The organism is Roseburia sp. OM04-10BH (assembly GCF_003462605.1).
Lineage (GTDB): Bacteria > Bacillota > Clostridia > Lachnospirales > Lachnospiraceae > Roseburia_C > Roseburia_C amylophila.
Genome location: NZ_QTZI01000009.1, coordinates 19,778 through 34,020, shown reverse-complemented (window position 1 = coordinate 34,020; position 14,243 = coordinate 19,778). Strand labels below are relative to the sequence as shown.

Here is a 14,243-nt window from a genome sequence, read left to right as displayed (position 1 = left end):
CTGTTTCTACGGTTTTGCCGTCTGTTTTCTAGTATAAAATAATTTTCAGGAAATGACAACTTTTATCTTTCCGCCCTCAGTCACGCCATGAATATGAAATGCATTCTCCCGGCAGGTTTTTATCACTGCCACTGCTTCTTTGGAAATCTCTTCTCCCGGCACCAGCATCGGGATACCCGGCGGATAAAGATAGACAAATGCTCCTGCCGTCTTGCCAACACTCTCCTTCAGCCCCATTTCCACTGTCTTTGCATCCAGCGCTTCTGCAATGGATATGCGGACCGTCCGCTTTGCATAGGCTTCGGTCAGAAACTGCGGCGTTATTGTTCTTCTTGCTGCGGCTTCTTTTTTATCAATTTCTTCCAGTGCCGCATACAGCCGGTCAAATCCTTCTTCACGGTCAAAGATACTGGTCATTGCCAGCGCATAGTCTCCCTGACACATCTCTAACTGCAAATGGTATTTCTCCCTGAGCAGCTGATACAGCTCTTCCCCGGAAAGTCCGGCTTTCGTGGCACGGAGTACCAGCTTCGACGGGTCTTTGGCAAAGCCTTCTGTCTCTTTTAAATCCACTTCTCCCATGACTTCCACATTAGAAAAATGGGATGCTTTTTCATAAAAGTCTTTCAGACGCTTCTCATATGCATCAAAATACTTCTCTTTCTCTTCCGTCAGCAGACGCACACATTCATCCATGCTGGCCAAGAATAAATAGGATGGAGAACTGGTTTCATAGATATTTAAGAACCACTCCAGCCGTTCCTTCTTTATATAAGAAGAATTCCAATGCAGAATTGCAGTCTGTGTAGGTGCCGGAAGCGTCTTATGCAGGCTCTGGATTACCACATCTGCTCCCAGCGTAATAGCTGATTTTGGGAAATACGGATGAAAGCCAAGATGCGCACCATGAGCTTCGTCCACAATCAGCGGAATCCCATGCTGATGGGCAATTTCTGCTATTTTTTCTATATCTGATACGATTCCATCATAGGTTGGTGATGTAAGAAACACAGCCTCAATACTTTCATCCGCTTCTAATGCAGCTTCCACCTGCTCCGGCAGTATTCCACCCTGTATCCCGAATTCTGTAAATACCGGATAGAGATATGTCACCTGTAACTCTCTTAAATATGCTGCATGATATGCTGCCTTATGGCTGTTTCGTGCCATCAGAAGATGTCCCTTTTTCGGTAATGCGGCACTGAGTGCTGCTAAAATACCGCAGGTACTTCCATTTACCAGAAAGAAAGAACTCTTTGCGCCCCATAATGCGGCTGCCCGCTCCTCGGCTTCCTTTATGATTCCTTCTGCGGCATGCAGATTATCAAATCCATCTATTTCTGTAATATCATATGTATAAGGATTGATGTCACAATCCAGTCTCCGCTTATGTCCCGGCATATGAAGGGGATACATATCAGAGGATGCAAGTTTACATAATTCATCTTTTATATATGTCATGGTTCACCTTTCGGTCTGTACTTCCTGTAAGTTGCGTTTTTTTCCATTGTTCTACTCTTCATAATGATATTTGCAAGTATAAATAATTAAATTTAAATTTACATCAAAATTGTATGTAAGGCGGTGTTCATCCGTAATCCGCCTGCTCCAGACTTTCCTGTATTTCAATGGTTCCGGCTTTCCTATTCCCTGTGCCAATCCCTCTCTGTCTATACTTTTTATCAATTCATTAATGCGTTTTACTATTTTCTTATCTTCCCGCTGCCACTCTGTATACTGCTCCCAGGCAGTCGGTGTAAAAATGATATTCACCTATAAATTCTCCAATTCCCCAATTGTTTTTACAATAACTCCACCAGATTCCGCTTCGGACATAGATTTGTCCAGCATAGCCAGATAATCTGCATTTCTCTGAGCTTTCTTCATATCGTTATATTCTGCTTCAGACATCATAACAATATTTTCATTCTTTGGTCTTGATACAATAATCGTCTCTCCATTTATTACCTTATTACACCACTCTTTAAAATGGTCTCTTACATTCATTGATTTTACTGCTATCATATTCTCACCTCTTTTCGTATTAAAATCCGTATGTTTTTTCGTACTTTTATTATATTCTACTATTTTGTCCAAGTCAACGGCTTCTATTCAGACTCTCCAGAAACGACTTTCGGGTGACTGCTTTGAAAGCAGCCACCCGAATCTATATGATAACTTTACACAACTCAAATTCTTTATCGATACTCCTTACTGGGTAGTTTACCACTTTTTTCCAACACAAACTTTACGCTTTTGTTGTTGGTTTTCGTTGGTTTGTATTGTTTTTTGTTGTTTTAAAGGGGTTTTTGAGATATAATAAGCTTAATTTTAAAGATGCCTTGTGAAATGTTATTTTATTGAAACGATATATGAGTAAATCAGGAGGACTTGTACATGGAAAAAACGCTCCACATTTTATTGATCGAAGATGATATGAACACCTGCAATCGTATTTCAAACTATATTGCAACTAAAGATAATATGGATTTAGCCGGCGTCACCAATAATTCTTATGTTGGCATTCAATATGTACAGAATACGCTTCCTGACGCTGTTATTCTTGATCTGGAATTGCATCATGGTGGTGGAAACGGACTGTTTTTCCTCTCTGACTTAAATAAACTGGGCTTAGAGAAAAAGCCTTATATTCTTGTCACTACTTACAACTCCAGCAAAATCACGCTGGAATCTGCCAGAAGACTTGGTGCTGATTTCATTATCGGCAAATATGAAGATTCTTATTCTCCGGAATCTGCTGTTGATTTTCTCGAACAGCTTCTTCCTATGATTGAAATGACAGAATCCACATCCAATACTTCTTATATGAAAGATAATCAAAAAGATTTAGAGCAGGGACTTATCCGCAGAATCCACCGGGAACTGGAGCTCATTGGTATCAGTCCAAAGGTTGTTGGTTACAAATATCTGACCGATGCCATTATGATAACAATTGATGGACCGACCACAAACATTTCCCAGATTCTTGGTAACAAGTATAAGAAGAGTAATTCCAGTGTGGAACGTGCCATGCAGAATGCCATTAACCGCGCATGGAATTCCAATGACACCGAAACTCTTCTTAACTGCTACACTGCCCACATTAATCCTGACCGCGGAATGCCTACCATTAAGGAGTTCATCTACTTTTACGCGGAAAAGATTACGGATGGACGTTAACCAAAATATTTTTTTATAAAATCTAAAAACCAAGCCATTTTTTCTTCCTCCTTCTCAAAATGTAAGAAGAGTATAGAAAAAACCGACTGGTTAACGGAGTTGCATTACAGATTGCATTTTATATGCTTTTTTCTTTCTTTATATGAGGTTATGTATGATTCAAGATAGCATTCGTTGGTTTTTTAACTTTTTATGTAGCTTTTATCTTTTTTATAAGCTCCTTAATTTGAAAAATCCTAAAATTCTTCAGAAAATATCCTTTTTCATTATCTTTCTTATAGATAGTTTTCTTTTTTGTTTTTTAGAAGCTAATAGTTTCATTTTCATTTTTCCAACAATTATACTTTTTAATACTTTTATATTGTCTCGTTTTACCCAGAAAACAATTTCATTAAGTCTCGTAACACTGGTTATTTCTGAAGGGATTCATTATATCCTCTTTCTTCTTGCAGCCTTGCTTACCGCCCTGGTAATTGCACCCTTTTTCTATGGACGCTATGATTTACCCTATGTAGCAATACAATTTACTGGTGGACTTCTTGAATTGCTCTTAATATTCCTTCTTTTCAAAATCAAAAGGCTCCGCCGTGGCATGCCATTTCTCTATCAAATCGGCTCTTCTGCCACAGGTTTTATCTTAAGCTGTTTTATTCTGCTCATTGTTACCATAATCAGCTTTTATGATTCCATTCCTGACATGCAGTTCCTCTTTCTCCTCATCGCCCTTTTCCTGATTGGACTTCTGCTTTATTGCTGGTGGCGGTTCCGGATTACCCGTGACTACCGGGAGAAGCTGCGGCAGGCGGAACTTAAGGCTTTACAAAATGAACTCATTGAGAAAGATAACCGCATCCGGAAATTAGAGGAAAATAATGATGCCCTGGCTAAGATTATTCATAAAGATAACAAGCTGATTCCGGCAATGGAACTTGCTGTCTGCGAATATTTAGAGGATGGGATCACAGACGGTGATACCAGAAAGAAGGGCGAACAGCTTTCCAATGAGTTAAAGACCATGGCACAGGATCGGAAAGGTACGCTGAACTCCTACCGCCATGATGAACACTCTCTTCCGGTGACCGGAGTCTGTGTCTTAGATGCGCTTTTTACCTATATGCAGCAGCGTGCCCTGGCACAAAATATCAACTTTTCCCTGCATATCACAGGCAATATTGTAAAAATGACGGAAGATGTCATTTCCGGGGAAGACCTTTCCCACCTTCTGGCGGATTTGCTGGAAAATGCTATGATTGCCATTGGTGATAACGAGGTGCGCAGCCTTTCTGCTTACCTTTGCCATAATGAGGACAGTTGTACCATAGAGATTTCCGATAGCGGAAATGCCTTTGATGTGCAGCTCTTTGAGGACTTTGGTCAGACCCGGCACACCACCCACAAGGACAGTGGCGGCAGCGGAATCGGTCTTATGGACATCTGGAAGATAAAGAAACAGTACTGTGCATCCCTGCACATCATCGAATATGCGCCGGGAACTTCCACATTTACGAAAAAAATTTCCCTGGTCTTTGACCGGAAAAATCACTATCTGATTCAGACCTACCGCCGTAATGAAATTGAACGGGTACATATACGAAATGATATGTTTGTTTTACAGTCAGACTGATTTATGTTATGATGGAAGAACTTTTGAGAAGGTAAAATGTTACATGAGGTAAATGTTATGAGTCATGCACTGGTTATACTATGTGGTGGAAAAAGTACAAGAATTGGAACGGACAAGGCTTTGCTCCCTTTTGGGGACTGCTGCCTGATTGAATATCTGGTCCGGAAATTTCAGCCGGATTTTCCGAAAATCTACCTTTCTGTCCAGCAGAAAAATGATTATGCGCATCTGAATCTTCCGGTGACAACCATTGGAGACATCTATGGAAATGCCGGTCCGCTGTCCGGTATCTTCAGCGCACTTTCCATGATCTCTGAGGAACGTGCCTTCTTCATTTCCGTAGATACACCTTTTGTAGAACCGGCACTGGGGCTTTACCTGCTGTCACAGCCACAGGAGCATCCTATCTGGGCGATTGAGCGTGCCAATGACCAGCTGGAGACACTTTCTGCAGTCTATTCTAAAAGCTGCATTCCGCAGGTGGGAAAAGCCATGCTCTTTCACCAATATTCCTTTAACCGGCTTCATGAGAAATGCAATGCCGGCTATATCCCGGAAAACGAGCTGGCAAATATATGTCCGGTTCCACTGAATGAACAATTTTTTAACATCAATACCCGCACCCATTATTATCATGCCTTAAAGCTGCTTTCCGAACGGGGAGAGCTTTTTGATGAAGACAGCAATCTGGAGCTTCCGGCAACAGGCAATATTATTTCTTTTATTCCCGTGGTATCGCTGGTGGGGGATTCCATTATTGATAAAAAGACCTTCTGCATCCAGCTATTGGAGGCATTAAAAAAAGATGGCATTAAGGCTGCCATCTTTGATTCAGAAAAAGATTTTTCCAATATTACAAATGTAGACCTCATCCTCACCTGCGATTTAGAAGATGAAGACTGCTTTAAAATCGAGCTTTTGAGCAGTGAGTTAAATGAGACTCCGCTGCATCCCCTTTCCGGTCTTGTTGCCATCGCCAGTGATTTCGGTTACAAATGCGAAGAAGTTCCTTGCTTTGACTTCCGCAAGCCAAAGTCACTTCTTGGCTTCTTAAAGACGCTGATCCGCGACTATAGCCATTAAGTATCTACAGGAAACGGCACAGCTCCGGCATCCAGTCTCCGATAAAAATTTCATCTTTGATAATTGCACGCCAGACTGGTGGAAAGAAGGCTTCCAAAAGAGTCATCACTTCCGCCCAGTCCGGCTCTTTTTTTCGCTCCCGCTTTAAGTATGCCGCCCATTTCCGCTTCATATAAGTATAATCCTTATAGTGAAGGACGGTATCCAGCCGGTCTTTTCCAAAGGCCAGCTCTCTCTTTGTTCCAATTTCAATAATCTGCTGCTCAACCTTTCTGCCATCTAACGCCTCTTTCTTTAAGATTCCATAAATTTCTTCATAGCAGGACAGGTCGTTGATTAATTCCATTTTCTCTAAAATTTCCACAAAATTCTCTGCCACAACCTGCTCATAAGGATATTGCAGAAACCGGATTACCGTATTCTCCTGTAAGAAAAATGGCAATTCTCCATGGGCAGGCTGCATCTGCTCGTCCCGAAGCTCCTGAAAACGCAGGGTAATGGGAACTTCATGCTCCTTTGATTTTGCCAGCACCTCTATCTGATAGCTTCCCGCCCTTTCTTTCTCTATCTGATAGACATACTCCGGCTTCCGGCTTAACACCTCTTTCATGAGCTGCCCTAACTGCATTTCCGTTAAATGCTCATCCTTTACCACCTGATAATAATAGGAAAGGGAAAAGACTCTCTTCCGGCGGTAATTCTCCACACCGAGGCTGCTGCCATTTCTAAAATAAAGCTTCTCTGCAAATGTTGATTTACTTATCTGATATAGAAAATACTCGGTTACCGCAGAAGGAAGCAGGTCCACAAAAGGGATTTGCAAGTCCTCACTTCTCTGCCGGATCAATGATTCTCTCAGTATGCACTCTGCCACTACAGCCACACTCCAATTCTGCTCTGAATCTTTGCCACAACCTTGCGGGCTCTGGCATATTCCATTAATTTTGCAATATCTTTCTTTGGCTCATTGATAAATGCCAGCAGCGCCTTCTTTAAATCCTCCCGCTCCAGACGTTCCTCGTACTTGAGGCAGTCACAGATAAGGCGCTCCTTTTCGTAAATCTTCATCTCGCCACCGGCAAAAGGAATGGCCGTTACACCAAGCTCCATGACTTCCGGCTCTGTATAATATGGTTTCACCACCGGATATTCCATGCGGAACCTTGACTTCGAAGTATTCTTGCTGATGGCAATACTCCATTCATAAGGACGCTTCTCAATATAACCGTAATAGTAAAGGGCGCTGTCCATACATAAGATTCCATCCGGGAACAGTCCCAGAATAATTTCTTCCTGCGGTTTCTCTTCATACCCCATGGAATAATATCCACTCTTTACATGGTCAAGTATGCCGGCTTTCACCAGTCCCTGAATACTTTTATAGGTCAATCCCAAAGGATATAATTTTTCAGCTTTCACAATGCCATTATTTTCTTCTAAAAGCTTCTTTATCTCTTCAATGGTCTGCTCTTTCTGCTTCGCATTCATAGATATCGCTCCTTCGCATTTTTCTTCTAGTATAAGTTAATTTTTGCCGCTTGTCAATTTCTGTTGCAATTTGTCTTATATTTTTCAGTTTGTCGTTGTAAAAATCATTTTCTTGTCGTATAATTTATTTGGAACAATATTTAATGTCGCATATGTCTATTCGAATATACGCTTGTTTTTGATAAATGAGGTATTTATGGAAACAGAAAATACTACCCGAAAAAACCCTTCCCGGGAAACCTGCCAGAAGATTATCAAACGTATTCTGGTCACAGAAGTATTAGAAAAGGGCTGCAATGAACATTTCCGTCAGGCTTCAGATTTTATGGGATATTTCCAGTCCCTGTACCCCGCTTCCGATGCACTGACCAAACAGGTGCAGCGTGCCATCAAGGCAATGGATATGCCCCGGGATGAGAGAGGTTACTTTATTGTAAATAAAACATCCGAGCAATTTGAGCAGGACAAAGAAATCAGCCGCCTGCTGCAATCCAGTGAAGCTTCTTTAAAAAGTCTGGAGGAATCCGAACCGGTACTGCTTGAAGTACCAACCGAGCTTGCCGATTATCTGATGTATACTTTAAGTTCTTCCATCAGCTTAAAGGGACATTATGATACTATGGTAAAGGCTTATAATGGCATCATTATCTACACCAGGGAGCGCAGCCGTATCCTTTCCTACCTCCAGACTCTGTTATCCACAAATTGATGATAATTATCCAAATAGTGTGGATAACTCTGCTACGATAACAGAATAATAATGGATTTATCCACAAATTATCAGAATATAACTCGTCCTAACTTTAATGTCCAAGATAACATAAAACGACAATATTTAAATTTAAATATTGTCGTTTCTTTTTATTCTTGTCTTTTTCAGTTGTTCTATAGCAATTTTCGAGACTATTTTCTTCTTCTGTGCCGTCTTCTCTTGCTGCGATAGTTTCTCTTTATAGTTTTGTAACGCTTATCCGGTCTGCTCTTTGAGAAATATTTGTGTCTGATAATATAGAAATTATCCGCAAATCTCCGAATCAGAAATACTATGACCACAAGGGCTGCGACACCAAGAATTCCCAATAACACTTTCCAGATGTTTATCTGGAACTTATGCTTCGTAGTGGTCCTGGTTCCTGCTTCCGTAGAAATCTCTTCTGATTTTACATTATCAAAAGAGAACGTATCTGCTTTTACTCCGGTGGAAACAATATCCGCACCGCCTACATCATGTCCTGCAAATGTATATCTGATATTTGCCAACACATCATCCGAAGTATTATCATAGCTTACTGTTGGCGCAGCTTCGCTGAATTCTGCACTCTTTGGCAGAACGATATTTCCCGCCGGGTCTATTTTTACAAAAGAGGAATTGGTATTGAGCATTCCTGTATCCATTTCTCCATTTTCAAGCCTTGTCTCATTCTGTGCTACATTATATAGCGAAAAGTTCTCAAAATAATAATTATACAATGCAATACTGTCTGTCCACTGCGCCGGCGACTGGGCATTCATAATGACACAGATAAGTGTCATATCGTCCTTTTCTGCAAAGGTAACCAGCGTACTGTTTGCCGCTGTGGTGTATCCGGTCTTACCACCTACACAGTATTCATAGAGATACTGTCCTCTGGTTTTAAAGGCATGAATCATTTCATTATGATTCTGCAGATAGGTGATCTCATCATGCTTGTTGGTTGGTGGAATCTGATAGGTCTTTGTTGCCGTAATCGCACGGAAAGTCTCATTCTGGTAAGCCGCCTTTGCAATCAGTGCCATATCATAACAGCAGGTGTAGTGAAGGGTTGCATCCTCTCCCTCAGATAGTCCGTGTGGATTGTTAAAATGTGTATTCACACAACCTAACTCTGCCGCTTTGTCATTCATCATCTGAACAAAATTCTCAACGGTTCCGCCTACATGCTCCGCTACCGCATAGGCACATTCATTGGCAGACTCCAGCATGACTGCATAAAGGCATTCCTCCATGGTCATCTGCTCTCCCACATCCCTGGAGATTCCGGAACCATGGGTGTTATAAACCGCCTCTTTGGAAAATGTTACTGTCTCATCCAGCGAACAGTTTTCCAGTGCCAGAAGCGTGGTCATAATCTTCGTGATACTTGCCGGACAATGCTGCTCCGTGGAATTCTTATCATAAAGAACCGTTCCTGTGCTCTCTTCCATCACAATCGCATTGGGTGATTCGGTTTCCGGGTCCTGGGGCCAGTACTCTGCCGCCTTTACCTTTTGTGTGTTTATACCCAATAAGCCAACCAGACAACACACTGCCAGTCCGACGCTTAATATTTTCTTTTTCTTTTTCATTTTCTGCTGCTCCTAAATCATTCTTACCTTTAAGTATATATCAATCCATTTCCATGGTGCAATACCTTTCCATTAATATTCACAATTCTCTTTCTTTTAAACCATAAATATGATAAATTGTTTTCGAAAGATATATATAAGTAGAAAGGATTTCATATTATGAGACTTCGCAATATCCCGGCGGCTGCGCCGGCTGTAGAAGCCAGTGACCTCTGTATCAAGGATGCCGCTTCCCATAAAGGACACTGGAATGAAATATTTGGAAATGACCACCCGATCCGCATTGAAATCGGCATGGGCAAGGGACGCTTTATCATGGACTTAGCTGCCCGGAATCCGGATATCAACTATCTTGGCATGGAACGTTACGAAAGCGTATTGTATCGCGGACTCCAGAAATTGGAAGAAAATCCACTGCCAAACTTACGCCTTCTGTGTGAAGATGCGGCACTTCTGCCGGACTTCTTCGAAAAGGGCGAGTTAGACCGCATTTATCTTAATTTCTCCGACCCATGGCCAAAGGACCGCCATGCCAAAAGAAGACTGACCTCCCGCCAGTTCTTAGAGCGCTATGACAAAGTCTTAAAAGATGACGGACAGATTGAGTTTAAGACCGATAACGTAGGACTTTTTGACTTCTCCTTAGAAGAAATCGATGCTGCAGGCTGGAATCTGGACGCATTTACAAGGGATTTACACCATGATACTGCCATGAACGAAGGCAATATCATGACCGAATACGAAGAGAAATTCTCTTCCAGGGGAAATCCTATCTGCAAGCTGATTACTTCCAGAAATATTCCTTTATGACCTTTCCGATAGTGCCAGTGCACGGACACTGCCAGATGGCATGACCCATGAGATGAACCATTTGCCTGAGCATCCGGAGTTGGTTTATCAGTGAAATTTTTATAAATTTTTCTTTTTTTATTGTGGCTTATCTTCTGAGGGTTTATAATACGTCGTAGCATAAATCATTGATACAATGTAAGGAGATGTATACCATGTACGAATTTACAGAAGATTGTTTGATTCATATTCCACAAATTGATGAGGAACACCGCAAATTATTCCAGATGATAAATGATGCTCTTTCCCTTGTTAAAACAACCGAGGATATTTCCGGAACTGCCCAGAGCCTGCTTCTTCATCTGAAGGATTATGCGAATACACATTTCGCCCATGAAGAGGCTTATATGGAAGAGATTCATGACCCGGAGCTTCCTCTTCAGAAAAAGGAACATGCTGAATTTGCTGAGAAAATCAATTCCTTTATTTTAGATAAGTCCTCAAAAGAGGCTGCCAGAGCATCTTTCGAAGAACTGCTTTCCTATCTGGTACGCTGGCTGTACCACCATATCTTAAGCAGTGATATGATGATTGGAAAAATGTCCGCAGTTGAAGGGACTTCCGAAGACCCATTTGCCTTTACGGACAAATACAAGACCGGAATTGACCTTGTGGATAAAGAGCACCGCCGTCTCTTTGAGATTATAAAAGAGACCAATGACCTGATTCAAAACGATCTGCTGCATGACAAATATGATGAAATTATGCGGCTTTTAGTGGAATTAAAGGATTATACACAATTTCATTTTGCTGATGAGGAAATGCTGATGGAGAAGATGCACTATCCGGAACTGGCTGCCCAGAAGCGTGCCCACACTGTTTTCGTTGAACGCCTGGTAGAAATTGACTTCTCAGAACTTGACGATATGGACAATAACCAGCAGACTTATCTTCTGGAACTGATCCAGTTCCTGCTGGGCTGGTTATCCAACCATATTATTGGTATGGATAAAAAAATTGCTGTCTATATGGACGAAATGAAAAAATAATAAACTGCAGAGCATACATCATAAAACCGGCTTCCTGATATTAGATTTTATTCTAAGTCAGGGAGCCGGTTTTCTTATATAAAGTGTCTTTCTGTGACACGCTCTCCTTTTTCAAGATGAACGAAATTACAATCCCATTTTCCAGATAAAAGCTTTCTTATAATATTGCAGTCGGATGGCTCCACCGCCAGCTTCTTATTTAGAAGTTCTGCAGGTCTTTTCAGTCCATCTTTGGTTTTCTTTATATCATAGCTTTGCGTATCTATTAAAGTAATCTTCTCATAACCGCCATAGATTGTATCTAAAACTTCCATCCCCCGTTCTCTGCCATAAGCAGCAAGAACGGTACTGCACTGGCCTCCAATGGACTCCTTGTCAATTATCCACGCTCTTGTCGCATAAAGAGAATTCTTATCCACATGATTCTCCAAAAGCTGGTAGATGCAGTCATGGAAACGTGGCATTACAAGTTCGGTATTCCAGCTCACAATCCCTTCCGTGCCCCGCCCGCACAATCCATAGGTGAGCAGGATTATATCCACATCCTGGTGCCTGTCAATCTCCTGCTGCAGCAGATTTCTTAATACAGACGGGTTTCTATGCAATCCACGTTGCAGATATACAACAGGATATGTTATATTTAATTGTTTTCTGTACTTTTCAATTTCATCCTGCTGCATTGCACAGGCAATCAGAATTTTCTTTTCCAAATGATTTCCTCTATATTTATATATTTTTCTATATCCTTTTGCATATAATATCTAAAAAAGGGTATGCCTCATGAAATTCAAATCAAACTGCTTTTCCAGAAAGGCTTTGCTTTTTTCCTACCGTAAGCCTGCCCTGCACACTAAATTTACTACAATTCAAAGGTCTTTTAAAGAAGTAAAAAATATACTGAACAAATAAACGATATCTTCATCATTCCTTATTTACATCTACAGAACCTGCCACGGGCAGCTTCTTACGGATTTTTTATAACAAAAAAAAGCACCAACCCCATGGCTCCACGTCCACAAAATCGGTACTTTACATGCGCCACCAGGGGTTCGAACCCTGGACACCCTGATTAAGAGTCAGGTGCTCTGCCAGCTGAGCTAGTGGCGCATTGCTTAACGCAAGGACTATTATATAATAGAATTTATCGAATTGCAAGTAATTTTTTATTTTTTTTAAAAATTTTGTAAATTACATATTAGCAAATAATGCCGCAATTTCTTCCGGTGTCATCATATGATTCGGGTCAGAATTTGCCTCGATAACAGGCTCTGCTGCCGGTTCTTCCACAACCGGTTCTGACACAGGTTCCTCTTCCGTTATCGGCTCAGATTCTTCTGAAATAGCATCTTCTGTTACAACTGGTGCTTCTTCAGCTGCTGAATCTGCATTTGCAATCAAAGCTGCAATCTCTTCCGGTGTCATCATATGATTCGGGTCGGAATTCATTTCCTTAACCGGTTCATCAATGGTATTTACCATTTCTTCTGTAAATGCAGGTTCTTCCGGTTCCTCATCTGCAAATCCAAGTGTATCATCAAAACCAACTGGTTCTTCTGGTTCCGGTTCATTGTTTTCTTCTGCTACTTCTTTTGTAGTTTCAGCTGCTTCGTCATTTCCGAATAAAGCATCTATATTTAATAAATCATCTTCTGCTAAATCCGGCATATCCTCTGCAACTGTCTCCGGTTCTGTTGCCGGTTCCTCCGACATCACTTCATTGATTGGTGTTGCCGGTTCCTCCGACATCACTTCATTGATTGGTGCTTTCGGTTCTTCCGGCATCACTTCGTCGATTGGTGCTTCCGGTTCTTCCGGTGTTACTTCCTCAACTGGTGCGGCTGATGATGGCTGTACCGGCGCTGCTGTATAAGCAACAGCTGGCGCACCATTTATTTTTCCAACTTCAGCTAATATGGTATTGTGGATGGATAATTCCATTTCTTTCACGAAAGCTGCCATTTCCTGCTGTTTTAGCAGAAGGTCTTTATTGGCATTCTCAACTACGATACGCTGCTGCTCTAACATGTTCTTCTCAAGATTATCCAGACGGTCGGAAAGATTAAATATCTGCTCTAATAATTTGTCGTTGGAATTCATCAATGCATCGGAATTTTCTTTGTTACGGCTTATGGTAACTTTGGCAATGGATTTCTGTGCATCTATGATGTCCTTTGTCGGTGAACCGGCTGCCTCTTCGATACGATCAAGCTGATCCGCAATATCTTCAAAAGATTTGCGGGTTACAAGATAAGAAGCTTTTTCTGACTTAAACAGATTATCATACTGTTCGTACTGGTCAATCTCTTTCTTATAATTTTTCTGGATTGCACTGGCAATCAGAATATAAATATCAGCTAGTGCTACAACTGTAAGTACAATCAATGCCACATAATTGGACGGATAGTTAATCATCACATATAATTCCCCTAAAACCAGCACTGTTAATACCAGTACAGCCGTCACAATTCTCAGATTGTAAGAATCCTTCTTTTGTTTGATGTTCTGCTTTGCTTCTTCCATTGTAAAAATCCTCCGTGATTTTTTATTTTTCACTAAATAGCAGGAGCAAACCGTAAAAACCTGCCACTATACTGGCAGTTCCCTGGATATGTCCTGCAGCCGGGTACTTACTTTCCCTGTAAGTATAATTAATTTTATTTTATCACAGGTAGAATTTTCCTTCAAGAAGCCTTTTCCAAAATAGA

The 14,243-nt window shown here is 41.2% G+C and carries 14 protein-coding genes and 1 tRNA gene; 6 read left to right on the top strand and 9 right to left on the bottom strand.

The annotated features are described in order from the left end of the window. Window positions 1-45 precede the first annotated feature (45 nt). Genes DXB43_RS10040 through DXB43_RS10030 form a run of 3 tightly spaced genes read right to left on the bottom strand, consistent with a single transcriptional unit; the run spans window position 46 to window position 2,025 of the window. A complete protein-coding gene (locus DXB43_RS10040; RefSeq protein WP_117947468.1) occupies window positions 46-1,461 on the bottom strand; it encodes an aminotransferase class I/II-fold pyridoxal phosphate-dependent enzyme in 1,416 nt (471 codons plus the stop codon). Window positions 1,462-1,512: 51 nt separating this feature from the next. Then, window positions 1,513-1,773, bottom strand: coding sequence for a Txe/YoeB family addiction module toxin (locus tag DXB43_RS10035; protein ID WP_022244284.1), 261 nt, complete (start codon window positions 1,771-1,773; stop codon window positions 1,513-1,515). Next, window positions 1,774-2,025, bottom strand: coding sequence for a type II toxin-antitoxin system Phd/YefM family antitoxin (locus tag DXB43_RS10030; RefSeq protein WP_022244285.1), 252 nt, complete (start codon window positions 2,023-2,025; stop codon window positions 1,774-1,776). Window positions 2,026-2,397: 372 nt separating this feature from the next. On the opposite strand from DXB43_RS10030, the gene DXB43_RS10025 reads away from it, so the two are divergent. From DXB43_RS10025 to mobA, 3 genes are all read left to right on the top strand, one after another. Beyond that, window positions 2,398-3,180, top strand: coding sequence for a sporulation initiation factor Spo0A C-terminal domain-containing protein (locus DXB43_RS10025; protein WP_022244286.1), 783 nt, complete (start codon window positions 2,398-2,400; stop codon window positions 3,178-3,180). Window positions 3,181-3,772: 592 nt separating this feature from the next. Continuing rightward, window positions 3,773-4,804, top strand: a complete 1,032-nt coding sequence (locus tag DXB43_RS10020; RefSeq protein ID WP_118704976.1) for an ATP-binding protein — start codon at window positions 3,773-3,775, stop codon at window positions 4,802-4,804. 36 nt (window positions 4,805-4,840) lie between these two features. Then, window positions 4,841-5,887, top strand: coding sequence for a molybdenum cofactor guanylyltransferase (gene mobA / locus DXB43_RS10015; protein WP_243006670.1), 1,047 nt, complete (start codon window positions 4,841-4,843; stop codon window positions 5,885-5,887). Window positions 5,888-5,891: 4 nt separating this feature from the next. Here mobA and DXB43_RS10010 read toward each other — a convergent pair whose 3' ends face one another. Next, entirely contained in the window at window positions 5,892-6,761 is an 870-nt protein-coding gene (locus DXB43_RS10010; RefSeq protein ID WP_147343688.1) for a hypothetical protein, read from the bottom strand. After that, the gene (locus DXB43_RS10005; RefSeq protein ID WP_117699118.1) at window positions 6,761-7,375 is read right to left on the bottom strand and encodes a type IV toxin-antitoxin system AbiEi family antitoxin domain-containing protein; all 615 of its coding nucleotides are present in this window, start codon (window positions 7,373-7,375) and stop codon (window positions 6,761-6,763) included. Before DXB43_RS10005 ends, DXB43_RS10010 begins: the two co-directional genes overlap by 1 nt. A gap of 196 nt (window positions 7,376-7,571) precedes the next feature. Between DXB43_RS10005 and DXB43_RS10000 the strand changes: the two genes are divergently transcribed. Continuing rightward, complete coding sequence (locus tag DXB43_RS10000; RefSeq protein WP_117947465.1) at window positions 7,572-8,084, top strand: hypothetical protein; 513 nt, start codon at window positions 7,572-7,574, stop codon at window positions 8,082-8,084. A 194-nt stretch (window positions 8,085-8,278) separates the two neighbouring features. On the opposite strand, the gene DXB43_RS09995 is transcribed toward DXB43_RS10000, so the two are convergent. Next, window positions 8,279-9,700: a D-alanyl-D-alanine carboxypeptidase family protein gene (locus DXB43_RS09995; RefSeq protein ID WP_117947464.1), complete on the bottom strand. Its 1,422-nt coding sequence runs from the start codon at window positions 9,698-9,700 to the stop codon at window positions 8,279-8,281. Between the two features lie 159 nt (window positions 9,701-9,859). Here DXB43_RS09995 and trmB point away from each other — a divergent pair, with 159 nt between their 5' ends. Continuing rightward, window positions 9,860-10,510 carry a tRNA (guanosine(46)-N7)-methyltransferase TrmB gene (gene trmB, locus DXB43_RS09990; RefSeq protein WP_117699115.1) on the top strand — a complete coding sequence of 217 codons (651 nt, stop codon included), beginning with the start codon at window positions 9,860-9,862 and terminating at the stop codon, window positions 10,508-10,510. A 194-nt stretch (window positions 10,511-10,704) separates the two neighbouring features. Further along, a complete protein-coding gene (locus DXB43_RS09985) occupies window positions 10,705-11,538 on the top strand; it encodes a bacteriohemerythrin (protein ID WP_117699114.1) in 834 nt (277 codons plus the stop codon). Between the two features lie 74 nt (window positions 11,539-11,612). Here DXB43_RS09985 and DXB43_RS09980 read toward each other — a convergent pair whose 3' ends face one another. The 3 genes from DXB43_RS09980 to DXB43_RS09970 form a co-directional block, all read right to left on the bottom strand. Beyond that, window positions 11,613-12,248: a DUF1638 domain-containing protein gene (locus DXB43_RS09980; RefSeq protein WP_117947463.1), complete on the bottom strand. Its 636-nt coding sequence runs from the start codon at window positions 12,246-12,248 to the stop codon at window positions 11,613-11,615. 324 nt (window positions 12,249-12,572) lie between these two features. After that, window positions 12,573-12,645: transfer RNA gene (locus tag DXB43_RS09975), tRNA-Lys, on the bottom strand. An 81-nt stretch (window positions 12,646-12,726) separates the two neighbouring features. After that, window positions 12,727-14,058, bottom strand: a complete 1,332-nt coding sequence (locus tag DXB43_RS09970) for a hypothetical protein (RefSeq protein ID WP_117947462.1) — start codon at window positions 14,056-14,058, stop codon at window positions 12,727-12,729. Window positions 14,059-14,243: the final 185 nt, after the last annotated feature.

Bases quoted from the DNA above. Each gene is read 5' to 3' on its own strand.
- DXB43_RS10040 (WP_117947468.1), bottom strand. From the start codon at position 1,461: ATGACATATATAAAAGATGAATTATGTAAACTTGCATCCTCTGATATG.
- DXB43_RS10030 (WP_022244285.1), bottom strand. From the start codon at position 2,025: ATGATAGCAGTAAAATCAATGAATGTAAGAGACCATTTTAAAGAGTGG.
- DXB43_RS10025 (WP_022244286.1), top strand. From the start codon at position 2,398: ATGGAAAAAACGCTCCACATTTTATTGATCGAAGATGATATGAACACC.
- DXB43_RS10020 (WP_118704976.1), top strand. From the start codon at position 3,773: ATGCCATTTCTCTATCAAATCGGCTCTTCTGCCACAGGTTTTATCTTA.
- mobA (WP_243006670.1), top strand. From the start codon at position 4,841: ATGTTACATGAGGTAAATGTTATGAGTCATGCACTGGTTATACTATGT.
- DXB43_RS10005 (WP_117699118.1), bottom strand. From the start codon at position 7,375: ATGAATGCGAAGCAGAAAGAGCAGACCATTGAAGAGATAAAGAAGCTT.
- DXB43_RS10000 (WP_117947465.1), top strand. From the start codon at position 7,572: ATGGAAACAGAAAATACTACCCGAAAAAACCCTTCCCGGGAAACCTGC.
- DXB43_RS09995 (WP_117947464.1), bottom strand. From the start codon at position 9,700: ATGAAAAAGAAAAAGAAAATATTAAGCGTCGGACTGGCAGTGTGTTGT.
- trmB (WP_117699115.1), top strand. From the start codon at position 9,860: ATGAGACTTCGCAATATCCCGGCGGCTGCGCCGGCTGTAGAAGCCAGT.
- DXB43_RS09985 (WP_117699114.1), top strand. From the start codon at position 10,705: ATGTACGAATTTACAGAAGATTGTTTGATTCATATTCCACAAATTGAT.
- DXB43_RS09970 (WP_117947462.1), bottom strand. From the start codon at position 14,058: ATGGAAGAAGCAAAGCAGAACATCAAACAAAAGAAGGATTCTTACAAT.